Consider the following 22,114-nt stretch of genomic DNA (forward strand, 5'->3'; position numbering starts at 1 on the left):
GAATGAAGAAGCGGCGGCGACTTGTGGGGGGTTACGATACGACCGGCGCCGAGAGATCAGATATCCAGCTCGGCCACCTCCAGGGCGTGGTTGTAGATGAAGTCCCGCCGCGGCTCCACGGCATCGCCCATGAGGGTGGTGAACATCTCGTCCGCCCTTTCGGCGTCTTCGATGCGCACCTGGACCAGGGAGCGGCGCTCCGGGTTCATGGTGGTCTCCCAGAGCTGCTCGGGGTTCATCTCGCCCAGGCCCTTGTAGCGCTGGATGTTGGTACCCTTCAGGGCCTCGCTGCGCACCAGCCGCAAGAGATCCCGCCAGCCGGTCACGGTCTGGGCTTCCTCCCGCACCTGCAACCGGAAACGGCAGCCGAGGTAGTCTCTGACGCGGCCATGAAGCTGCAGGGCTGCCCGGTACTCGGCCATGAGAGGGATGCTGGGGCCGACGGTGCAGGAGCGGTGCACCTCCTCTTTGCGCACGGTGTCGAACTCGTAGCAGCTGGAGCGCCAGCGGCAGGAGCGGATGGTCCCCAGGACCAGCTCCTCCCCGGACAGCCCTTCCTTGAGCCTTTCCACCAGGGCCCGATCCTCGAACTGATCCGCGGTGACCACCCCGGCCGCCAGCAGCCGCACCACCACATCCTCCCACACCCCCAGCCGTTCCATATGATCCAGAAGGCCTGCAAACTGGGTGAGCAGGCGCAAGGTCTCGGCCACGGTCTCCGGCGGCAGCGGCTGGTCGCTGCCGCCCACGGCCAGGGCCAGCTGGTGGCTCGCCAGGGTGAAGATGTGGTCGTTCAGGGCATTGTCATCCTTGAAGAACTGCTCCTTCTTGCCTCGGGCCAGCCGATACAAGGGCGGCTGGCCGATGAACAGATGCCCGGCCTCGATCACCCGAGGCATCTGGCGGTAGAAGAAGGTGAGCAGCAGGGTGCGGATATGGGCGCCGTCCACATCGGCGTCGGTCATGATGATGATCTTGTGGTAGCGGAGCCCATCGAGGTCAAAATCCTCCTCGCCGATGCCGGTGCCCAGGGCGGCGATGATCTGCTTGATCTCCTCGCTGTCCAGCATCCGGTCCAGGCGCGCCTTTTCCACGTTCATGATCTTGCCCCGCAAGGGCAGAATGGCCTGGAAGGCGCGGTTGCGGCCCTGCTTGGCGGAGCCGCCCGCCGAATCCCCCTCCACCAGGAACAGCTCGCCCTGCCGGGGATCCTTGGTCTGGCACTCGGCCAGCTTGCCGGCCATGAGCAGGTCGATGCCCGCCCCCTTGCGCCGGGTCAGCTCCTTGGCCTTGCGGGCCGCCTCCCGGGCCCGGGCCGCATCCACCACCTTCCCCAGCACCTTGCGGGCCACGCCCGGATTCTGCTCCAGGTAGGCGCCCAGCTTGTCGCTGCAGACGCTCTCGACGATGGACTTCACCTCGGAGTTGCCCAGCTTGGCCTTGGTCTGGCCTTCGAACTGCGGGTTGGGCACCCGCACCGAGATGACGCAGGTCAGGCCCTCCCGGACATCGTCGCCGGACATCTTCTCCCGCAGGCTCTTGGGCACGATCTCGTCGCTGGCATACTTGTTGATGCACTTGGTGAGCGCGGCACGGAAGCCGGCGACATGGCTGCCGCCCTCCTTGGTGAAGATGTTGTTGACGTAGGAGTACAGCCGCTCGGAGTAGCCGTCGTAGTACTGGAAGCCGACCTCCACCTGCACCTGGTCCTTCTCCCCGGCCATGAGCACCGGATCGGCATGGATCGGCGTCTTGTGGCGGTTGAGGTGCTCGACGAAGGAGAGAATGCCGCCCTTGTAATGAAATTCGTCGGAGGCGCCGGTGCGCTCGTCCTTCAGCTCGATCTTGACACTGTTGTTGAGAAAGGCCAGCTCCCGCATCCGGGTCTGCAGGATCTCATAGCGGAACTCACAGGTCTCGACAAAGATCTCCGGATCCGGCAGAAAGGTCACCTTGGTGCCGGTCGTGCTGGCGGCGCCGATCGTCTCCACCTCGCTGGCCTTGCTGCCCCGCTCATAGCGCTGGCGGAAGACGCCACCCTCCCGGCGGATCTCCGCCTCCAGCCAAGTGGACAGGGCATTGACCACCGAAACCCCCACCCCGTGCAGGCCGCCGGAGACCTTGTAGGTGGAGTGGTCGAACTTGCCGCCGGCGTGCAGGGTGGTCATCACCAACTCCAGGGCGGAGACCTTCTCGGTGGGATGCTGGCCAACCGGGATGCCGCGACCGTTGTCCTCCACCGTGACCGAGTTGTCCGGATGGATGGTGACCTTGATCTTGGTGCAGTAGCCGGCCAGGACCTCGTCGATGCTGTTGTCCACCACCTCGTAGACCAGGTGGTGCAGCCCCTCCTCGCCCGTGTTGCCGATATACATGGCTGGCCGCTTGCGCACCGCCTCCAGCCCGGCCAGGACTTTGATCTTTTCGGCGCCGTAGGAGCTGTTGCTGTTGACTTCCGTCATTGGTGATCTCAAAGCCTCGAAAGGTTGCTTGCCGGGGGGGGATGGGGTGCCTGCTGCCTCAGGTCTCAGACCTTCATGGGCATGATGATGCCAGCAAAGCCCTCGTCTTCGTCGGTGCGCACCAGGCAAGGGCTTTCGTCGCTGTTGAGATAGGCCTTGATGGTCTCACCCTGCAGCACCTGCAGCACATCGATGAAATAGCGGCAATTGAAGCCGACTTGCATGTCGTCGCCTTGGCTCCGGAGCATGATCTCGTCCCTGGCGCTGCCCAGGTCGACACTCCGGGAGGATAGAAAGAGCCGCTGGCCTTCGATGCGGAAATTCACCACGTGGTTCTGATCCTCGGTCAAGAGATTGATCCGGCGCAGGGTGCCCAGAAAGCGCAGGCGGTCGATCTCCAGGGGCTTGTCCAGGGTAATGGCTGCCAGAAGATCCCGGTAACGGGGGAACTCTCCCACCATGAGCCGGATCACCATGACGCCATTCTCCACCCGCACCACCGCCTGCTTATCGTCGAACCCGAACTGCAGATCCCCGGTTCGGGATTCGCAGATCTTGGCCAGCTCGGTGATCGCCCTGCGGGGGATGAGGATGTTGCGGTCAAAGGTCAGGTCTCCCAGGCTCCCCTCGATTCGGCGCTCCATCATGGACAGACGATGGGAGTCCGAGCTGACCATGCGCAGATACTCGCCGTCGGCCTTGACCTCCCTTTCCAGGAGCGCTGCGGTGAAGGTGAAGCGTCCTTCGGATGCCTGGGCGATGGAGAAGATGGTGCGGTCGATGAGATCCTTCAGGACTGGGGCCGGAAAGGCAACCAGCGGGACTTCATCGTACGGGGGAAAAGCGGGAAAATCCTCGCTGGGCAAGCCTGCCAGGGTATAAAGACCGGTGCCGGCCGTGATCTCCACCCAGTGATTCTCCAGCTCCCGGAGCTGCACCGTTTCCGCCTCCGCCTCCCGGACGATCTCAAAAAGCTTCTTGGCTGGCAGGGTGATGGAGCCTTCGGTCTTCACCTGGGCCTCGAGATCGGTGCGAAAACCGATCTCGAGATCGGTGGCCGCCAGGGCCAGCCGGCCGGGCGCAGCCTCCAGGAGCACGTTGCCCAGGATGGCGACGGTGACCTTTTTGCCGGCGATGCTTTGGATGGGGGTCAGCTGGTACAGGAAATCGCTACGGCGGACGGAGAGCTCCATGCCCATAACGGATGCCTCGACGTTTTTTCTTTGATTAGAAAGCGGAAAGACAAGAAACGACAATGGCTGGCGGTCTTGTTGACTGTTCGGACAACATCTTGTTTTAATGGAAAATAGTGTGTTGAGTCACGATTGGACAAGCCTTGGAAAGACTCAGGATGAGCGGACGGCCGCGGGTTTTCGCAATCTTGTCCACACGAGGGTGTTGAAAGAAAGCTTTCCTTGAAAGAAAGGGATGGACACACTAGAATTGGAGCTTTTCCGCCATCCGTCCAATCGGACAAAATTAGTGCAAACCGACTGAAATGGCAACCATTTTCCGGCAGCAGCATAGAGGCCGGCTGTTCCCTGGCGGGCTGGGGATGAGCCGCCGGCAGGGGGGCGGGGCGGCCGTCCGGGGAGGTTGGGATTGATGGCGAGCGCACGGGTCACGGAGATCATGGGGCTGGTGACGAATGTCATGGAGGCCTTCACCGTGGCTCTCTTTCTGCCCCGGCCCGGGGCCGAGGGCCTGAGCCTTCACGCCTTCCACAGCTTCAGCCGGCAGATCGACCCGGAGGTGGTCATCCAGCCCGGGGAGGGCATGGTGGGCTGGGTATTCCGGGAGCAGCGGCCCATGCTCGTGAACAGCTTCGAGCGCAGCACCACCACCCTCAAGTTCTACCAGGCGGATGAAGGGATCAAATCCTTTCTCGCGGTGCCGCTGCCCGACCGGCGAGGCGTGCTGTGCGCCGACAGCAAGAAGAGCTATCTCTTCACCGAGCGCAACGAGAAGGTCTTTGGCCAGCTTGCCTGGGCCCTGGCGGAGATCCTCCGGTTGGAGGAGGAGACGGCGGCCCTGGCCAGCTGCCGGCAGTTTCTGGGCCTGCTGCAAAGCGTGGACACGATCGTGCGGGGGGGGGGGCTGGACGGGGAGGAGCGGCTGCGGCAGGGGCTCCTGGCCCTGCTCAGGGCCACGGCGGCCGGCAGCCTGTTCTATGTCGTGCCAGGCCAGCGGATTCTGCGCATCTTCGCCGAGGGCAAGGCCGGCCATGAGGAATTCTTGTCCATCAGCCCCCGGGTCTTCGAGAATGAGGGCCTGGTGGGCTGGGTGATCAACAAGCGACGGATCCTGGTTCTCGACCACATCGTCGAAGAAGGTGGCAAGGCCTACCTCCTGCGGCGGGACGACGGCTTCGGCTCCTTCGCCAATTTCATCGGCATCCCGGTGGCCTTCAGGAAGAAGGGCGCCTTCGGCGCCGTGGCGCTCATCAACCACCGCGGCGGCTTTACCGATCACGAGATCGCCATCATGGAGATCGCCTGCCGGCAGATCGTGCAGGAAGCAACCCAGAGCTGATTCTATGTTCCGGAAGCCCCCGACCACCAGCAGCCGCATCAAGCGGGATGTCAGCCGCCGTCAGATCTCCCTGGAGAAGAAGCCCCAGGCGCCCCCGCGCCGCCGCTTCTTCAACCTGTTCACCAAGGATATGGCCATGGATCTGGGCACCGCCAATACCCTCATCTACGTGAAGGGGGAGGGCATCGTGCTGAACGAGCCGTCGGTGGTGGCCTACCACGCCGATACCAAAGAGGTGCTGGCGGTGGGACGGGAGGCCAAGAGCTACATGGGCCGCACCCCCAGAAACATCATCGCGCAGCGGCCGCTCAAGGACGGCGTCATCGCCGACTTCGAGGTCACCCGCCACATGATCCGGGAGTTCTTCCTCCGGGTCCAGCGCATGGGCCGCTTCTTCAAGCCGACGGTGGTCATCTGTGTGCCGGCCGGCATCACCCAGGTGGAGAAGCGGGCGGTGGTCGAGGCAGCGGACGAGGCCGGGGTGGGCAAGGTCTTCCTGATCGAAGAGCCGGTGGCAGCGGCCATTGGCACGGGGCTTGATATCAGCGAGAACAAGGGCCAGATGATCATCGATATCGGCGGCGGCACGACGGAAGTGGCGGTGCTGTCCCTGTTCTCGGTGGCGTACAGCGAATCGGTACGGGTGGCCGGGGATGAGGTCAACGAGGCCATCATGCGCTACCTGCTCAAGAAGCATCAGCTTCTGGTGGGGGAGAACACGGCCGAGGTTTGCAAGATCAAGGCTGGCTCCGCCTTTCCCGTGGAGGGCCTGCCGGCCGGCTATCTCATCTCCGGCAAGGACGCCATCCATAACACCCCCAAGGATGTGACCCTGTCTCCGGAGGAGATCCGGGAGGCCATTGCCGAGCCGGTGGCCGCTGTGGTGGAGGCGGTGCATCGGGCCTGCGAGAAGACGCCCCCGGATCTGCTCACCGACATCCATGCCGACGGCATCCATATGGCCGGTGGCGGCTCCCTGTTGAAGGGTCTGGACGCCCTCATCACCCACGAGACCCAGATCCGCTGCCAGCTGGCGGAGGATCCCTTGACCACCATCGTCATGGGATCGGGAATAGCCCTGGAGGATCTTGACAAATACCGTAGGGTCTTTGTCAACTAGGGTAGCCTCTTCCACGGGAAGGCCATGGAACGGATCCGCACGACAGCCATCCGGCTGGCCCGGGAAGCCGGGGCCGAGATCCGCCGGCTCTTTGGTGCGCACCCACCAGGTGCGCCACAAAGGGGTGATCGATCTGGTCACCGAGGCGGACCTGGCGGCCGAAGCGATCATCGTCGCCGGGATCCGCCAGGCCTTTCCGGAGCACGGGATCATCTCCGAGGAGCAGGCACCGGCGGGCAGCACGGCGGGCCATTTCTGGCTGGTCGATCCTCTGGACGGCACCGTCAACTTCGCCCATCACTTCCCCTGGTTCTGCGTCTCGGTGGCCTACGGCTGGCAGGGGAAGATCCGGGCAGGGGTGGTCTTTCATCCGATTCTGGATGAGCTGTTCTGGGCGGAGGAGGGCAGGGGCGCCTGTCTGGGGGAAAGGCCCCTGCGGGTGTCCGGCGAGACCCGGCTGCAAGGGAGTCTGGTGGCTACTGGCTTTCCCTATGATGTCCATGAGGCTGCTGATGCCGCCATCCGACCCCTGGCCGCGGTGCTGCCCCACGTCCAGGGTGTCCGCCGGGCCGGGGCCGCGGCTCTTGATCTGGCCCAGGTGGCTGCCGGCCGGTTCGAGGCCTTCTTCGAGATCAAGCTCAAGCCCTGGGATACCGCGGCCGGCATGCTCCTGGTGGCCGAGGCCGGAGGAGTCTGCACCGATTTTGCCGGCCGGCCCTTTGATCCGTTCAGCACCGAGATTCTGGCTTCCAACGGCCTGGTGCACCCCGACCTCCTGCGGCTTCTGGGCTGAGGTCGAGCCATGATCACACCCTGGCGCCCCGGCCTGGCCCTTCTCGACGACCTCCTGGCCGAAGGGGTGCGCCAGGGCGTCTTTCCCGGCGGGGCCTACGGGGTGGGCCAGGGGCCGCCGGCAGCGCGCCGGATCTGGCAGGGGGCGGCCGGCTGCGCCTGCCTTGCGCCCGTGCCTCTCCCCCTTATGCCGGCTGCCCTGTTTGATCTGGCCTCCCTGACCAAGCCCCTGGCCACCACCCTGCTGCTGGCCCAGGCAGTCGGCCGCCGGCAGCTGGATCTGGACACCCCCCTCGCCCATCTGCTGCTGCCGCCGCTGCCGGCCGACAAGAAGGCCATCACCGTCCGCCAGCTCCTCAGTCACTGCTCCGGGCTGCCGGCCCATCGCCCATACTACCGGGAGCTGGTGACCCAGCCGCCAGCGGCGCGGCGGCGCCGTCTTCTGGAGCTGCTCCTGGCCGAGCCGCTCCTGGCGCCACCAGGCGAGGCCACCTTGTACTCGGATTGCGGCTTTCTGCTCCTGGGCCTGCTTGTGGAGGCCTGGTGTGGCGAGTCCCTGGATCGGGCGGTGCAGCGGCTCGTCTACCAGCCTCTGGGTCTGGAGGCGCACCTGGGCTTTCGCCCCCTGGCCCGGGATGGCCTGCTGGACCCGGCAGCGCCGGGTGCGGGCGGCCGCCAGCTGGTGGCCACCAGCCGCTGTCCCTGGCGAGGTCGGCTGTTGCAGGGCGAGGTGGAGGACGAGAACGCCCATGCCCTGGAAGGGGTGGCGGGTCATGCCGGGCTGTTCGGGGATGTGGCCGGCGTTGTGGATCTTGCCCTCATCCTGCTCGACGCCTGGCAGGGCCGGGGGGCGGGCGCCGCCTTCTTCGGTCCCGGTCTGGCCCCCTTCTTCCAGCGGGGGACAGCGCCGGCCGGCAGCACCTGGGCCTTGGGCTTCGACACCCCGTCCGACGTCGGCTCCAGTGCCGGACGCTTCCTGTCGCGGCGAAGCGCCGGTCATCTGGGCTTCACCGGGACCTCCTTCTGGATCGATCCTGATCAGGATCTGGTGGTGGTGCTCCTCACCAACCGGGTCCATCCCCGTCGGGACAACCCGGCCATCAGGGCGTTTCGGCCCCGCTTCCACGAGGCGCTCGAAGCGGCCCTGGCCCGCACGGCAGAGGGGCCGGCCACAGCCGCTCTGGCCGGAGGGCGGCCATGAAGCCCGGGCAGACCGCGACCTCGGTGGTGCACCGCTCCATCTTCTCCTGGGCCTTCACCGGCAACCTCAAGATTCAGCTCCTGTTGCTTCTGGCCATCGTCATCACCGTTTTCGCCCGGGTGCTGCCGCTGGAGATGCAAAAGCGGATCATCAACGAGGCGATCGGGCTCCGGCAGTTCGATCTCCTGCTCCGCTATTGCGGCATCTACCTGGCGTCGGTGGTCCTGGCCGGCGGCCTCAAGTATGTGATCACCGGCCTGCAGTCCCTCCTGGGCGAGCGGGTGATGGCCCAGCTGCGCAAGGATCTGTATCACCATATCCTCACCCTGCCTTTGACCTTCTTCCGCAAGACCCAGCCCGGGATGGTGGTCTCGTCCCTGATCAACGAGCTCAACACCACCGGCACCTTTGCCGGCATGGCCCTGGGGGTGCCGCTGATCAACATCCTCACCCTCCTGGCCTTTGCCGGCTATCTGTTCTGGCTCCATCCGCTCCTGGCGGTCATCTCCCTGTCCATCTATCCTCTGGTTCTGGTCCTGGTGCCGCTGGTGCAGCGGGGGGCCAACCGCCTCAACAAGGAGCGGGTGGATGTCTCCCGCACCCTGGCCGACCGCATCGCCGAGAGCATCAACGGCATCCACGAGATCCAGGCCAACGCCGCCTTTGGCACCGAAAACGACAAGTTCGACCGGCTCACCGACCGGCTCCGGGGCATCCGGGTGCGGTGGAACCTGTTCCGCAACGGCGTCAAGGTCCTCAACAACTTCCTCAACAGCCTGGGGCCGTTCCTCATCTTCATCGTCGGCGGCTACCTGGCCATGCGCGGCCAACTGGAGCTGGGCTCCCTGGTGGCCTTTCTTTCGGCCCAGGAGAAGCTCTATGACCCGTGGAAGGAGATGATCGAATTCTACGACGTCTACCAGGACGCCTCGGTGCGCCACAAGCGGGTCATGGAGGCCTTCGATGCCCAGCCGGAGTTCCGGCTGCTGCCGGGCACCGGCCAGGTGCAGTCCCTGGGCGGTGGCCTCGAGGTGCAGGAGCTGTCTTTTGTCACCCCGGACGGCATCCGGCTGCTGGACCGGGTCTCCATGCGCCTGGCCCCTGGCGAGCATCTGGCCCTGGTGGGGTTTTCCGGCAGCGGCAAGAGCACCCTGGCCCAGTGCATCGGCCAGCTCTACCGGTATTCGGAGGGCCATGTTCTCCTGGGTGGCCAGGAGGTCGCCGAGCTGTCGAAGGCGGATCTCGCCGCCAACCTGGGCTTTGTTTCCCAGACGCCCTTCGTCTTCTCCGGCACCATCGAGGACAACCTGCTTTACGCCTGCAAGGCCTTGCGCGCCGTGACCACAAAGGGCTGCCGGCCGGAGCTCGACGACCTCATCGAGGTTCTGCAGCAGACCGGCATCTTCCTGGATGTGCTGCGCTTCGGCCTCAACACCATCATCGACCGGCAGGAGCACCAGGCCCTGGCCCAGCAGCTGGTGCGGGTGCGGGAGAGCTTCCAGTGCACCTTCGGCCAGGAGCTTGCCGCCTCGGTGGAGTTTTTTGATCAGGAGCGCTACCTGTTCCACTCCAGCGTGGCAGACAACATCACCTTCGGCACCGCCAACCGGCAGGAGCTGGCGCCGGAGCTTCTGGCCGACAACCCGTATTTCCTGCGTTTTCTGGCCGACAACGATCTGTCGGTGCCTCTGGTGGCCCTGGCCGAGGAGCTGGCCAGCCAGACCATCAGCATCCTCGGTGAGCTGCCTGCCGACGACCTCTTTTTTGAGGAGAGTCCGCTGGCGGCCAGCGAGCTGCCCGTCTACCGCCAGCTGCTGGAGGCGCGCCGGGGCGACGCCGCGGAGCAACGGCAGCTCGTGCGTCTGGCCTTGCGCTTCATCCCGGCCCGCCACAAGATGGCCCGTCTGGGCAGCCGTCTGGAGAGCCTGATCCTCGCCAGCCGCCAACGCTTCAAGAGCGCCATCCAGCAGGACGATCCCGGAGCCTTCGCCTTCTACCAGGCCACGGAGTATATCTTTTCCCAGACGATTCAGAGCAACATCTTCTTCGGCAAGATCAAGCGAGCGACACCCCAGGTGCAGGAGAGGGTGCACCAGAGCATCATTCATCTGCTCATCGAGGAGGATCTGCTCGAGACCATCCTCCAGATCGGCATGCAGTTCCAGGTCGGCAGCAAGGGAGACAACCTGTCCGGCGGCCAGCGCCAGAAGGTGGCCATCGCCCGGGCCTTCCTCAAGCGGCCGCCGGTCCTGATCCTGGACGAGGCGACCTCGGCCCTGGACAACAAGTCCCAGGCCCGCATCCAGCACCTGCTGGAGACCCGTTGGAAGGGCCGCTCCACCGTGATCGCCGTGGTGCACCGGTTGGACATTGTCAAGAGCTTCGACCGGGTGGCGGTGATGAAGGCCGGCAAGGTGGTGGAGATGGGCCCCTACGATGAGCTCCTGGCCAAGAAAGGAATCCTCTATGAGCTTGTCCACGGCAAACGGTAGCAGCCAGCTGCCCAGCCAGTTCCAAAGCCATTTGGCCATCCTGCGGCAGACGCCGTTCTTCCGGGAATGCCCCATGGAGGCCCTCAAGGTGCTGGCCTACCTGGCCACCCAGGAGGTCTTCGCCACCGGCGATTACCTGTTTGTGCAGGGGGAGGATGACGGCCGCGCCTACGTGCTGTTGGAGGGGGAGGCGCAGCTGGTCCGGGAAGCACCGGCGGGGGTGCAGCCGGTGCGGCCGGTGCTGGCGGGCGAGTTTCTGGGTGGGCTGTCCCTCCTGGGACCCCAGCCCCGGGTTCTTTCGCTGCGGGCCGAGACCGCGGTCACCTGCCTGGTGCTGAGCCGCGAGCGGTTCAGCCGCATCCTGGCCCAGATGCCGGCCATCCTGCCTCAGATCCTGAAGGCGGTGGTCGAAGGCATCCGGAACTGGGAGGAGCGTCTCCTGGTCGATGCGGCCTGTGACTGCAGCCGTTGCCGCCAGCTCCTGGGGGTCAGCCTGCTGTGAGCCAGACGCCGGCGGAAAGGCGGCCCGGCCCCGGGCCAGCCGAGGCGGCGGCCCGGCCCCGGGCCAGTTTCTGCCTGGCGAATCGCCTGTCCGAGCTGTCTGTCCTGGCCCGGCAGCTGGAGGCCTTTGGCCGGGCCGGCGGCCTGTCCCGCCGCCTGGTCCTGGAGATCAATCTCGCCCTGGAGGAGCTGTTCACCAACATCGTCTCCCACGGGTTCACGGACCAGACCGAGCACTTCGTTCACTTCGACCTGACCTGCGACGAGGAGCGGGTCATCATCCGGGTGGAGGACGACGCCCCCTTTTTCGACCCGCTGGCCGCCTGCAGCCCTGACCTTTGCTGTTCCCTGGAACAGCGCCCCGTAGGCGGTCTGGGGGTCCACCTCATCCGCTGTTTCATGAACGGCCTCGTCTACGAGCGGCGGGGAGAGCGCAACATCCTGATGCTGGAAAAACGGCGGCCGGCCCCTGGCCGGCCGGAAGGAGCTCGCCATGGAGATCATTGAGGAGCGCCAGGAGGCCACCCACATCTTCCACCTCCACGGCCGACTGGACTCCCACACCGCGTCGCAGCTGGAGGACCGGCTCCAGGGCTCATTGCACGGTCAGACCCGGTCGCTGATCATCGACTGCAGCGATCTGGAATATGTCTCCAGCGCCGGCCTGCGGGTGATCCTCAAAGCCACCAAGGAGATGCAGCGCCAGGAGGGCCGCCTCATCCTCTGCGCCATGCAGGATTATGTGCGGGAGGTCTTCGATGTCTCCGGCTTTTCCACCTTCATTCCCATCGTCCCCGGGGTGACGGAGGCGCTCAGGACCCTGTGACCGGAAACGACGACCGCCGGAACAGCTCCCGGCAGCCGGCCAGGCTGCCGATCATGTATGCCCGCCACCAGGAGCATCCGTACTGCTTCTACGGCGGCTTTCTGGGCAATACCAGCTCCGGCGGTCTCTATTTCGAGTCCCGCTATCCCCTGGGACCCGGCGACAGCATTGCCTTGCACGAGGCCCCCGACGGTCCCGGGAAGGAGCGGGACTTCCTTCTCGCCCCCTGTGCAGCGGAGGTCTGCTGGTGCCAGGACCTGTCCGGTCCGGCGGGGCCCCGCTACGGGATCGGGGTCCGTTTTCAGGAGCCGGCAGCCGCTGCCGACTGGGCGGCCCAGATCCTGGACCTGGCGCCAGGCGGACAGAAGTCGTGACCGCCGATGCCCTCTTGACCGCCCTGGCCAAGGCCAAGGAAGAGGCGGAGGCCCGGGCCCGGGAGCTGGCCATCATCAACCGCTTCGCCCAGGCCATCGGCTCCACCCTGGATCTGGACGCCATTCTCCAGACCATCTGCCGGGAGATGGTCTCGATCTTCGAGGCCCGCAACACCGGCATCGGCCTTTTGAGCCCGGAAGGGCAGGCGCTCACCCTGGTGGCCTTCCACGCCGCCAGCCCCCAGGAGAGCGATGTCACCGGTCTGACCATTCCTCTGGCCGGCTACCCTGCCACCCAGTACGTTATCCGCACCGGGCGGCCCATCGTGGTGCCGGATGTCCAGCACAACCCCCTCACCGCCTCGTTTCACGCGGTGCTCAGCGCCCGGGGCACCACCTGCCTCATGATCGTGCCGCTCATGGCCCGGGGTGAGGTGATCGGCACCATCGGCATCCCCACCTCGGACCCGGTGCGGATCTTCACCCCCCAGGAGGTGTCCCTGGCCCAGACGATCGCCGGCCAGATCGCCGGTGCCATCGCCAATGCCCGGCTCCATGCCGCCAGCGAGCGGGCCCGGCAGGTGGCCGAGCGGGATCTGGAGATCGGCCGCCAGATCCAGACCGGCTTCTTCCCGGAGACCCTGCCCCGGGCCCCGGGCTGGGAGATCGGCGCCTTCTTCCGGCCGGCCCGGCAGGTCTCCGGGGATTTCTACGACGCCTTCCCCCTGGCCGGCGGCAGTCTCCTGGCCCTGGTGGTGGCCGATGTCTGCGACAAGGGGGTGGGCGCCGCCCTGTTCATGGTCCTCTTCCGCAGCCTCATCCGGGCCTTCTCTGCCCAGGCCTTTGCCGAGACCGGACCAGCCAACCGGGCCCAGGCCCTGGAGTGGGCGGTGGCCCAGACCAACGACTACATCGCCGGCACCCACGGCCGCCAGAACATGTTCGCCACCCTGTTTGCCGGCATCCTGGAGCCGGCCGCTGGCCGGCTGCTCTACGTGGACGCCGGCCTGGGGAGCAGCGTGGTGTTCGGGCCTGGCGGCCGGCAGCGGCGGCTGCCCACCACCGGCCCGGCCCTGGGCCTTTTTGCCGGCCTGCCGATGCAAGTCGGTGCAGCGGCGCTCACGGAGGGGGAGGGGCTGTTCGTCTTCACGGACGGCGCCGTGGAGGCGGTGGATGGCCAGGGTCACATGCTGGGTGAGGCGCGGCTCTTGGCAGGCCTGCACCAGGCGGCGGCCAGCGGGGGGGAAGTCGCTCAGCGATTGGGGGCAGCGGTATCGGCCCACATGGGAGCCGCCGAGCCGTTCGACGATGTCACCATGCTGGTGGCGCAGCGGCTCAGCCGATCTGGTATTCCTTGATCTTGTAGAGGAGGGCGGGCAGGCTCAGCTCCAGCAGGATGGAGGCCTGGGTCTTGTTGCCCTTGGTCTGGGCCAGGGCGCGCTCGATGAGGCTCTTCTCCATGATCTTGGCGTTCTTCTTGACCGACAGCTCATCCGGCAGCGGCGTGGCCGGAATCAGCTGGCGGCCGGGCTCCAGGATCTCCGGCGACAGGAGATCAGGGCCCAGGGTCTGGCCTTCGGCCAGCACCATGCTCCGCTCGATGACATGCTCCAGCTCCCGGACATTGCCCCGCCAGGAGTAGGCCATCAGCCGCTGCATGTACTCGTTGCTGACCCCGGTCACCGCCAGGCCCAGCCGCTGGTTGTACTTGGCGATGAAATGCTGCACCAGGAGCGGGATGTCCTCCCGGCGCTCCCGCAAAGGCGGAACCTCGATGGACAGGACGTTGATGCGGTAGAAGAGATCATCCCGGAACCGCCGCTCGGCCACCTCCTCCTGGAGGTTCTTGGCCGTGGCGGCGATGATCCGGACATCCACCTTGATGGAGCGGGTGTCGCCCAGGGGGCGGATCTCCTCCTCCTGCAGGGCCCGCAACAGCTTGACCTGCAGGGTCAGGGGCAGCTCGCCGATCTCGTCCAGGAAGAGGGTGCCGCCGGAGGCCTCTTCAAAAAGGCCCCGCTTGCCCCGGTAGGCGTCGGTGAAGGCGCCCTTGACGTGGCCGAAGAGCTCGCTTTCCAGGAGGGTCTCCGGGATGCCGCCGCAGTTCACCGAAACCAGGGCCTGGTTGCGGCGGGCGCCCTGGAAATGGATGGCCCGGGCGATGAGCTCCTTGCCGGTGCCGGACTCGCCGGTGATGAGGACGGTGGTCTTGTAGTCGGCCACCTTGCCGATCAGGTTGAAGATGGCGTGCATCTTCTTGCTTTCGGCCACGATGTTGGCGAAGGTGTAGCGGCCCTCCACCTCGGCCTGGAGCCGCAGGTTCTCCCGCCGCAGGTGATCCCGCTCCTCCACCTTGGCCAGGGTCACCAGCACCGCCTCCTCGGAAGGGAAGGGCTTGGCGATGAAGTCGGCAGCCCCCAGGCGCATGGCCTGCACCACGTGCTCCATGTCGGCGAACACCGAGGCCACGATGACGCTGGACCTGAGGTTGCGGCGGCTGATCTCCCCCAGGAGGGTGAGGCCGTCCATGACCGGCATCCGGAGGTCGGTGATGACCAGGTCGTAAGGCCGCACCTCCAGCTTTTCCAGGGCCTCCTGGCCATGGATCGCCGTATCCGGCTCGTAGTCATGCCGGGCCAGGATGTCCGCCAGAAGGGTGCGCACCCCCTCGTCATCGTCCACCACCAGGATCCGTTTCTTGGCCATGGAAGCTCTCCCGGAAGACAGAGCGGGGCCTTTCAGAGGCCGGGCCATTGGCCCAGGAAAGGCCACAGGGCGTGCAGGAAGACACGAACCTCAGGCCGAAAGAGGTAGGCGAGCGCGGCCAGGGAAAGGAACGGCCCGTAAGGGATCACGGTCTGGCCGCCCCGGCGTTGCCGGACCATGGCACCGAGGCCGAACAGGGCGCCGGCCACCGCGGACAGGAACACCACCGGTACGATGGCCCGCCAGCCGAGGAAGGCACCGATCATGGCCAGGAGCTTGATGTCGCCTCCCCCCATGCCCTCCCGCCTGGCCAACCACTGGTAGCCGATGGCCACCCCGTAGAGGAGGCCCCCGCCGGCAAGGATGCCCAGGCCCGACTCCAGCCAGGACACGCCACCTCCGGGCAGAGCCGCCAGGAAGCCCAGGCCGATCCCCGGCAGACTCAGGACGTCGGGGATGATATAGTGCGCCAGATCGATGAGGGTGATGGCCAGGAGCAGGGCCGCAAAGACAAAGGCGGCAAGCCCTGCCAGGCTGGGTCCGAAGGCCCGCAGGGAGGCGTAGGCCAGACCGGCGCCTGCCGCCTCCACCAGGGGGTAGCGCCAGCCGATCGGCCGGCGGCAGTGCCGGCACCGGCCGCCCAAAAGGAGGAAGCTCAGGATGGGCACGTTGTCCCGCCAGCGGATCGGCTGCTGGCAGCCCGGGCAGTGGGAGGCTGGCAGGACGACAGACTGCCCCAGGGGCAGGCGGTGGATGAGGACGTTGAGAAAGCTCCCCACCACCGCGCCCACCGTGGCGGCAGCCACGGGCAGCAGGGGCTCCAGGGCGGCGATCCGGTTCATCATGCGGGCTCCACGCGTCGTAAAAACTTTTTTATCCTAACATGCCGGTCCGGTTTTGCCAGGGGAAAGGCATTGGCCGGCGGCACCGGAAGACCCCATGACCTCACCACCGAGCACCCTGTCCATCGACGATTCCATCCAGATTCTCAAGGCCGAGATCCTGGCGCCGGACTGGCGCCTGAGCGCCTCCCGGGGGCAGCGCCTGGGAGAAGCGCTCTCCTGCCTCAAGCGGCGCTACAGCAGCCGCAAGGCGCCGGCGGCCATATTGACAATGGCGATGAGCGTGGTGGACTATATGATGAAAACCGGCGAGCGGGTGCCGCCGGCGGCTGTGGACTTCCTGAAGGAGGCCCTGGCCCATGTGGTCGGCATCCACGAGCAGGCGGACTTCGTGCCCGAAGAGGAGGAGCAGCTCTTCCGGACGGTCTACGGCCGGTTTTCGCTCTTGAAGGGCCGCCTGGGGGCTGGCAGGTCGACCGCCACTCCGCCGCCGCCCCCGCCCAAGGCCTCTACGGCCGGCCCCGGTGATCTGCCCAGCCTACTGGCGGCCCTCACCGGCACCCTGGAGCAGGCCGAGCGCCTCACCGAGGCCCTGCGAGCAGCGGTGGCGGGGCTCAGCCAGGCCCTCCCGGAGCCGCCTTTGCCGGAGAAGGCGGAGCCGGCCCCCGAGGCTGCGGTGTCGCCGCCAGCGGCCGCGCCGGCGCCGCCGGTGTCGCGCCAGCCCTATCTGGCCACCGAGGTGCGGCCGTTGGCCCTGGGCAACGAGATCCTGGGGGTGCCGGAGAGCTATGTGACCCTGGTCAAGGATCTGGGCCGGGAACGGATGGCCGCCTATGCCCGGGAGAGCCGGGTGCCGGCCCGGGACTTCAAGCGCCTGTTCGGCCGTCTGGCCGGCGCCTTCCGGGGTCCCCTCGCCGAGCTGCCGGAGGCGGTTCTCCGGGATCTGGTCTTCCCGGTTCTGGTGCCCATGGGCATGGAGATGCCACAGGGGCCGGACCCCGAAGCGGCCACTGTGCTCCTGCTCAGCAACGGCCATCGCCATGGCGCCCTGCTCTGCGCCGAGGTCGGCGAGGAGCCCATGGCCCTGGTGCGGTTCCGGCAAGGGGCGGACGGCGACCTGGCCGGCACTGCCATTCTGGCCGACGGCACCTCGGTGCGGCTGGTGGATGTCAGCGATCTCTTGCGGCGGGAGGGGCACCTGACCGTGGCCCCAGAGGAGCTTCCCTGAAGGCATGGAGGATGGCGATGGCACACGAAGACAGGCGGCACAACGTCCGGGTCCGGTTTGCCACCAGGGCTACGCTGGTCTTTCCGGACCGCACCTACCCGGATCTGGCCACCCGCAATCTCTCCATCAAGGGGCTCCTGGTCCTGGGGGCGGTCGGCCCGCGGGTCGGTGATCAGTGCGACGTCACCCTGTTTCTCTCCGGCACCACCAGCGAGCTGACGGTGCGGGTCAAGGGGGTGGTGGCGCGGGTGGAGGGTGACAATCTGGGTGTGAGCTTCCGGGAGATCGACCTCGACAGCTTCTTCCACCTCAAGAACATCGTCTATTTCAACGCCGAGGATCCGGACCAGGTGGACCAGGAGCTCTTCAGCCGGCAGCGGCCGGCCGGAGGCAGCGCATGAATCACCCCCCGGAAGGGTGTCCGGCTGGCCGCCCAGCGGTCCGGCCTGGGATCAGCCTGGGCCTGGTCGGCTTCTTTGTTCTGCTCTGGATGCTGGGGGTCGCCGCCGGAGAGCCGCGGCGGGTGCTGGAGCAGGCGGTGCAGCTTTGCCTGTCGTGCATCGGCATCGGCTGAGGCCAGCATGGCGGCACCGGCATCCATGGAGCCCATCCGCAAGTGGGTGCAGCTTCTCTGGCTGTTCCTGTCCAACGGCTCCTGGAGCTTCCCGGTCACCCGCACCATCTACCAGGGGCCGCTGAAGGCGATCTGCGCGCCCGGTCTCAACTGCTATTCCTGCCCGGCGGCCACCACCGCCTGTCCCATCGGCTCGCTGCAGCACCTCATGGCCGCGGCCCGGGAGACCCTGGCTGCCGGCCAGCTCTTCCTGGGTGGCTCGGTGGTGGGCGCCATGGGCGTCCTCGGGGCCCTGGTGGGCCGCATGGTCTGCGGCTGGGCCTGCCCGTTTGGCCTGATCCAGGAGCTGCTCTACAAGATCCCCTCCCGGAAGCTGGGGGTGCCCCGGCCCCTTGGCTGCATCAAGTACGGGATGCTGGCCCTCCTGGTGCTGGTCCTGCCCGCCCTGGCCGTGGATCAGTTCGGCTACGGCAGCCCCTGGTTCTGCAAGCTGATCTGCCCGGCCGGCACCCTGGAGGCCGGCCTCCCCATGCTCATCCTGCAGCCGGCCCTGACCGCCAGCCTCGGCCTGCTCTTCTACAGCAAGCTCTTCATCCTGGCCTTCTTCACCTCCTGGTCGGTGCTGGCCAGCCGCCCCTTCTGCCGGACCACCTGCCCGTTGGGCGCCTTCTACGCCCTGTTCTCCCGGGTGAGCCTGGTGCGGCTCCGCCACGATGCCCAGGCCTGCACCCAGTGTGGCGCCTGCCATCAGGTCTGTCCCATGGGGGTGCGGTTCAACGAGTCGCCGGACGACGCGGAGTGCATCCGCTGCCTGCGGTGCATGCAGGAGGCCTGCCGCTTCGGGGCCATCCGCCTGGAGATCGGCGGCGTGCCGGTGGGCGATGCCGGCCGGCCGCAGCCCGCCGCCCCCCAGCCTTGAGGCCTACGGCTCCGGCCGTGACCAGAGCAGCCGCTGCCGGTCGAAATCGATGCGGTACTCGAGGCCCTTCAGGAAGCTCATGCCGAGCAGGCCATCGAAGGGCACCGGCGGCCCCTGGTGGTCGATGATCGAGACCGCCACCTGCCGGCGGAGGATCGGCCCCACCTGCACGGAATCGGCCTCGACCACCTCGGCGGTCACCGTCCGGCCGCCGGCCACCACCAGCTCCGCCTGGCTGCGAGCCGCCAGCCGCAGCCGGCCGGCAGCCTGCCGGTGGAGGGCGGTCACCGCCGCCCCGGTATCCAGGAGCAGGGTGGCCTCCACGATCTGGCGGCCGACCGTGATCCGGACTGGCACCAGGACCAGATTGTCGGCAATGGTCACCGGGGTCTCCTGGAGAGCCGGCTCCGGGGCGGCCGGCGGCCGTTCCGGGAAGGAATAGGTGCTGATCTCCGGCCGGCCTTTGGGCGGGGGGGTGGAGGTCAGGTGGGGGACGCCCTTGTCGTCCACCCAGTGGTGGAGCTGGCCACCGGAGCCTGGCTGCCAGGACGCCAGCACAAGAACGGCCACCAGGCCGGGCCAAAGGAGGGCAGGGCGGAAGAGAGGCAAGGCCAGGGCCTTAGAGGCGGCGCTCGCCGCCGGCCAGCTCGGCAAGCCCCTCCCGGTCGAGGATGCGGATCAAGGGCCCATCGGCCGCGATGAGCCCGGACCGGGACAGGCGGGCCAGGATCCGGGACAGGGTCTCCGGGATGGTGCCCAGCACCGAGGCCAGCAGCCCCTTGGTGATCTCCAGGCGGACGACATCGGCGCCGCCGTTCTGGTCACTTTCCATGAGGAGGTAGGCGGCGAGTCGGCCCGGCACCTCTTTCAACGACAGGTCCTCGATGAGCTGGGCGAAGCGCCGCAGGCGCAGGGACAACGAGGCCAGCAGATTGAGGGCCAGGGAGGGCTGCCGGGCCAGGAGCTCCCGGAAGGCCGCCCGGGGGATGACCAGGAGGCGGCAGCGGCTCAGGGCCTCGGCGTGGGCCGGGAAGGAGCGGCCGGCAAAGACCGCCACCTCGCCGAAGGGCTCGCCGGGCCCCAGGAGGTGGAGCACCTGCTCCTTGCCGTCGGCACCCAGCTTGAAGACCTTCACCCGGCCTTCCAGGACGATATAGAAGCCGTGGCCGGGATCCCCCTCGGCAAAGATGGCCGCCCCCCGGGGACGGCTCTCCTGGCGGGCCACCGCCGCCACTGCCTGGCATTCCTCCCGGCTCAGCCCGGCGAACAGGGGCAGGCCAGCCAGGACGCCGGCCAGCTCGCTCTCCGGCCCGGTCCTCATGGCGCTTCCCCCGGGGCCGCTTGCAGATGGATGCTGTCCCCTTGGCGCAGGGTGCCGGGACGGATCACCCGGGCGAAGACCCCCTGCCGGGGCATGATGCAGTCCCCCACCAGCTGGTGGATGGCGCAGCGGCTGTGGCAGGTCTTGCCGATCTGGGTGATCTCCAGCTCCACCTCGCCGCTGACCAGGCGGGTGCCCACCGGCAGGGCCGCCAGGTCAAGGCCGGCCACCGTGATGTTCTCGGCAAAGGAGCCGGGGGCGAGCGAAAGGCCCTGGGCCCGCACCCGGTCGATCTCCTCGACGGCCAGAAGGCTCACCTGGCGGTGCCAGGCCCCGGCATGGGCATCGCCCACCAGGCCGTGCTCCAGGCGCAGCTCCACCTGGGCCACCGGCGTTTTCACCGTGCCTTTGGCGGTGCTGATGTTGAGCGAAACGATGGTGGCCACAGACATCTCCATGGGCTATGGTACGACCCGTTTCCGGCAGCAGGTGTCGTTCCCGATGTGATCTTCTTCCAGAAGGAGGCCCGGCATGAGCTTCTTCGACGCCATTGTCCTGGCCATCGCCGTCTTTTTTCTGGCCCGCGGCATCTGGCGGGGCTTCATCCGGCAGCTCGCCTCCATCGCGGCCCTGGTGGCCGGCTATCTGGCCGTGGCCACCTGGTATCCCCGGCTGGCGCCCCTGGTGGCGCCTCTGTCCGACAGCCCGGTGGTGACCTTTGCCGGCACCTACGCGGTCATCTTCCTGGCCGCCTATCTGTGCACCATCCTGGCGGGCCAGGTCTTGAAGGCCGTGGTGCACCTGTCGCTCCTGGGCTGGATCGACCGCTCCCTGGGGGCGGTCTTTGGCCTCGCCAAGGCAGCCTTCCTGGCCACCCTTCTCTTCATGCTGCTGTCCGCGGTGCTCGCCGCCGGCAGCCCCTTCCTGCGCCAGGCGGTCTCGTATCCCTACCTGTCCGTCTCCTCGGCCTTTCTGATCCGCTTTCTGACAGACCCCGGGCTCAGGGAGCGCTTCCTGCCCCGGGAGCCGGCCATCCCCGGGCTCCCCGAGCCGGCCGCCCCGGCCCAACGGGGCCTGCCGCCGGTCGCGAAGAAGCCGGTCACGGCTGCCGGTCCGGGTCGCTGACCAGCCCCTGCCGGCGCCAGCGGGCCAGCCGCGCTTTGGGCACCCCCAGGGCGTGGCCGGCCATGATCGCCTGGTTCAGAAGGAAGTTGGCCCAAAGGCCCCTCGCCTGCCAGCGCCGGGCCGAGGTGGCCACCGCCTGCCGGGCCAAGGCGATGCGGCCAAGGCGGGCCAGACTCCGCACCAGCAGCACATCCTCCAGGAGCGGCTCCTCGGCATAGCCACCCGCGGCCCAGAACACGTCCCGGCGGCAGAACAGGGCCTGATCGCCGTACGGCAGGCCCCAGAGCCGGGAGCGCAGGTTGGCCCCCCAGGCCATCACCGCCGGCCCCATCCCCTGGTCCCGGATCGACAGGCGGAAGGCCCCGGCCGCCACCCCGGGCTGGGCCAGGAGCCGCCGCACCTCGCCGGCGTAGCCTGACGGCAGCCAGGTGTCGGCATGGAGGAACAGGAGGATGTCGCCGCCGGCCGCCCGGGCGCCGGCGTTCATCTGCCGGCCGCGGCCCGGACCTGAGACCAGGACCAGGGCTCCGGCCGCCGCCGCCCGCTCCTGCGTGGCGTCCCTGCTGCCGCCGTCCACCACCAGCACCTCCCGGGGCGCTCCGGCCAGGGCTCGGCCAATGGCCTCGGCCACCATCGCCTCCTCCTGGAGGGCCGGGATGACCACCGAGATGCTGTCCACGCTCAACGCCACCCCGCCGGCAGATGGACCAGGTCCGCGGGCCGGTCGATGTCCGCCAGCTCCTCCAGGAGCGCCAGGGTCAGGCCCTGGTCGCAAATCCGCTGCCGGGTGCGGGCCAGAACCGAGGGCTGGCCCCAGGGCATGCCGCGAAAAAGGCCGGTGACCGGCCGCCCCAGGCCCACGAGATAGTAGCCGCCATCCCGGGCCGGCCCCAGGACCACGTCCCGGCCGGCCAGGGCCTGGCAGGCCGCCAGCAGGTGCCGGGGCGCCAGGCCCGGGCAGTCGCTGCCAAAGAGCACCACCCGGTGCATCCCCTCGCGCCAAGCCTCGGCAAAGGCCCGCTGCATCCGCCTGCCCAGCCCGCCCCAGCCCTGGGGCCGGACGGACAGATCCCCGCCCAGCCAGACCCGCCCCTGATTC

Annotated in this window: 24 protein-coding genes; 15 read left to right on the forward strand and 9 right to left on the reverse strand. The window is 67.6% G+C overall.

What is annotated here, in order from left to right:
• Positions 1-56 precede the first annotated feature (56 nt).
• Complete coding sequence (gyrB, locus tag AB1634_05455) at positions 57-2,462, reverse strand: DNA topoisomerase (ATP-hydrolyzing) subunit B (protein ID MEW6218968.1); 2,406 nt, start codon at positions 2,460-2,462, stop codon at positions 57-59.
• Positions 2,463-2,527: 65 nt separating this feature from the next.
• Positions 2,528-3,655 carry a DNA polymerase III subunit beta gene (gene dnaN / locus AB1634_05460; protein MEW6218969.1) on the reverse strand — a complete coding sequence of 376 codons (1,128 nt, stop codon included), beginning with the start codon at positions 3,653-3,655 and terminating at the stop codon, positions 2,528-2,530.
• A 412-nt stretch (positions 3,656-4,067) separates the two neighbouring features.
• Here dnaN and AB1634_05465 point away from each other — a divergent pair, with 412 nt between their 5' ends.
• From AB1634_05465 to AB1634_05510, 10 genes are all read left to right on the forward strand, one after another.
• Complete coding sequence (locus AB1634_05465) at positions 4,068-4,994, forward strand: GAF domain-containing protein (protein ID MEW6218970.1); 927 nt, start codon at positions 4,068-4,070, stop codon at positions 4,992-4,994.
• A gap of 4 nt (positions 4,995-4,998) precedes the next feature.
• The gene (locus tag AB1634_05470; GenBank protein ID MEW6218971.1) at positions 4,999-6,114 is read left to right on the forward strand and encodes a rod shape-determining protein; all 1,116 of its coding nucleotides are present in this window, start codon (positions 4,999-5,001) and stop codon (positions 6,112-6,114) included.
• A 94-nt stretch (positions 6,115-6,208) separates the two neighbouring features.
• A complete protein-coding gene (locus AB1634_05475; GenBank protein MEW6218972.1) occupies positions 6,209-6,907 on the forward strand; it encodes an inositol monophosphatase family protein in 699 nt (232 codons plus the stop codon).
• Between the two features lie 9 nt (positions 6,908-6,916).
• Entirely contained in the window at positions 6,917-8,107 is a 1,191-nt protein-coding gene (locus AB1634_05480; protein ID MEW6218973.1) for a serine hydrolase, read from the forward strand.
• Positions 8,104-10,599, forward strand: a complete 2,496-nt coding sequence (locus tag AB1634_05485; GenBank protein MEW6218974.1) for an ABC transporter ATP-binding protein/permease — start codon at positions 8,104-8,106, stop codon at positions 10,597-10,599. Before AB1634_05480 ends, AB1634_05485 begins: the two co-directional genes overlap by 4 nt.
• Entirely contained in the window at positions 10,574-11,101 is a 528-nt protein-coding gene (locus AB1634_05490) for a cyclic nucleotide-binding domain-containing protein (protein MEW6218975.1), read from the forward strand. Before AB1634_05485 ends, AB1634_05490 begins: the two co-directional genes overlap by 26 nt.
• The gene (locus tag AB1634_05495) at positions 11,098-11,607 is read left to right on the forward strand and encodes an ATP-binding protein (GenBank protein MEW6218976.1); all 510 of its coding nucleotides are present in this window, start codon (positions 11,098-11,100) and stop codon (positions 11,605-11,607) included. Before AB1634_05490 ends, AB1634_05495 begins: the two co-directional genes overlap by 4 nt.
• Positions 11,594-11,926, forward strand: a complete 333-nt coding sequence (locus AB1634_05500) for an STAS domain-containing protein (GenBank protein ID MEW6218977.1) — start codon at positions 11,594-11,596, stop codon at positions 11,924-11,926. Before AB1634_05495 ends, AB1634_05500 begins: the two co-directional genes overlap by 14 nt.
• On the forward strand, positions 11,923-12,300 hold the full coding sequence (locus tag AB1634_05505; GenBank protein ID MEW6218978.1) for a PilZ domain-containing protein: 378 nt from the start codon (positions 11,923-11,925) through the stop codon (positions 12,298-12,300). Before AB1634_05500 ends, AB1634_05505 begins: the two co-directional genes overlap by 4 nt.
• On the forward strand, positions 12,297-13,658 hold the full coding sequence (locus tag AB1634_05510; protein MEW6218979.1) for a SpoIIE family protein phosphatase: 1,362 nt from the start codon (positions 12,297-12,299) through the stop codon (positions 13,656-13,658). Before AB1634_05505 ends, AB1634_05510 begins: the two co-directional genes overlap by 4 nt.
• Here the strand turns inward: AB1634_05510 and AB1634_05515 are convergent.
• Together AB1634_05515 and AB1634_05520 are read right to left on the reverse strand one after the other, a co-directional pair.
• Positions 13,636-15,006, reverse strand: a complete 1,371-nt coding sequence (locus AB1634_05515; GenBank protein ID MEW6218980.1) for a sigma-54 dependent transcriptional regulator — start codon at positions 15,004-15,006, stop codon at positions 13,636-13,638. The genes AB1634_05510 and AB1634_05515 overlap by 23 nt on opposite strands.
• A 32-nt stretch (positions 15,007-15,038) precedes the next feature.
• Complete coding sequence (locus AB1634_05520; GenBank protein MEW6218981.1) at positions 15,039-15,851, reverse strand: prepilin peptidase; 813 nt, start codon at positions 15,849-15,851, stop codon at positions 15,039-15,041.
• Between the two features lie 94 nt (positions 15,852-15,945).
• Here AB1634_05520 and AB1634_05525 point away from each other — a divergent pair, with 94 nt between their 5' ends.
• The 4 genes from AB1634_05525 to AB1634_05540 are packed head-to-tail and all read left to right on the forward strand — an operon-like array spanning position 15,946 to position 18,569.
• Positions 15,946-17,076, forward strand: a complete 1,131-nt coding sequence (locus AB1634_05525) for a hypothetical protein (protein MEW6218982.1) — start codon at positions 15,946-15,948, stop codon at positions 17,074-17,076.
• A 17-nt stretch (positions 17,077-17,093) separates the two neighbouring features.
• Positions 17,094-17,477 (forward strand): PilZ domain-containing protein, encoded by a 384-nt coding sequence (locus AB1634_05530; protein MEW6218983.1) that lies wholly within the window; start codon positions 17,094-17,096, stop codon positions 17,475-17,477.
• Positions 17,474-17,650: a CD1871A family CXXC motif-containing protein gene (locus AB1634_05535; GenBank protein ID MEW6218984.1), complete on the forward strand. Its 177-nt coding sequence runs from the start codon at positions 17,474-17,476 to the stop codon at positions 17,648-17,650. The genes AB1634_05530 and AB1634_05535 overlap by 4 nt, the downstream gene beginning before the upstream one ends.
• A 7-nt stretch (positions 17,651-17,657) precedes the next feature.
• Positions 17,658-18,569 carry a 4Fe-4S binding protein gene (locus tag AB1634_05540; protein ID MEW6218985.1) on the forward strand — a complete coding sequence of 304 codons (912 nt, stop codon included), beginning with the start codon at positions 17,658-17,660 and terminating at the stop codon, positions 18,567-18,569.
• A gap of 3 nt (positions 18,570-18,572) precedes the next feature.
• Here AB1634_05540 and AB1634_05545 read toward each other — a convergent pair whose 3' ends face one another.
• Genes AB1634_05545 through AB1634_05555 form a run of 3 tightly spaced genes read right to left on the reverse strand, consistent with a single transcriptional unit; the run spans position 18,573 to position 20,342 of the window.
• On the reverse strand, positions 18,573-19,139 hold the full coding sequence (locus tag AB1634_05545; GenBank protein MEW6218986.1) for a retropepsin-like aspartic protease: 567 nt from the start codon (positions 19,137-19,139) through the stop codon (positions 18,573-18,575).
• 49 nt (positions 19,140-19,188) lie between these two features.
• Entirely contained in the window at positions 19,189-19,890 is a 702-nt protein-coding gene (locus AB1634_05550; GenBank protein MEW6218987.1) for a Crp/Fnr family transcriptional regulator, read from the reverse strand.
• On the reverse strand, positions 19,887-20,342 hold the full coding sequence (locus AB1634_05555) for an MOSC domain-containing protein (GenBank protein ID MEW6218988.1): 456 nt from the start codon (positions 20,340-20,342) through the stop codon (positions 19,887-19,889). The genes AB1634_05550 and AB1634_05555 overlap by 4 nt, the downstream gene beginning before the upstream one ends.
• 79 nt (positions 20,343-20,421) lie before the next feature.
• Here AB1634_05555 and AB1634_05560 point away from each other — a divergent pair, with 79 nt between their 5' ends.
• Positions 20,422-21,015: a CvpA family protein gene (locus tag AB1634_05560; GenBank protein ID MEW6218989.1), complete on the forward strand. Its 594-nt coding sequence runs from the start codon at positions 20,422-20,424 to the stop codon at positions 21,013-21,015.
• Here the strand turns inward: AB1634_05560 and AB1634_05565 are convergent.
• Both AB1634_05565 and AB1634_05570 read right to left on the reverse strand, forming a co-directional pair.
• Positions 20,990-21,694, reverse strand: coding sequence for a TIGR04283 family arsenosugar biosynthesis glycosyltransferase (locus AB1634_05565; protein ID MEW6218990.1), 705 nt, complete (start codon positions 21,692-21,694; stop codon positions 20,990-20,992). The two genes, AB1634_05560 and AB1634_05565, sit on opposite strands and share 26 nt — an antisense overlap.
• 2 nt (positions 21,695-21,696) lie before the next feature.
• The coding region (locus tag AB1634_05570; protein MEW6218991.1) for a TIGR04282 family arsenosugar biosynthesis glycosyltransferase at positions 21,697-22,114 on the reverse strand (418 nt) is incomplete at its 5' end.

The sequence above is a fragment of the Thermodesulfobacteriota bacterium genome, assembly GCA_040755095.1.
Lineage (GTDB): Bacteria > Desulfobacterota > Desulfobulbia > Desulfobulbales > JBFMBH01 > JBFMBH01.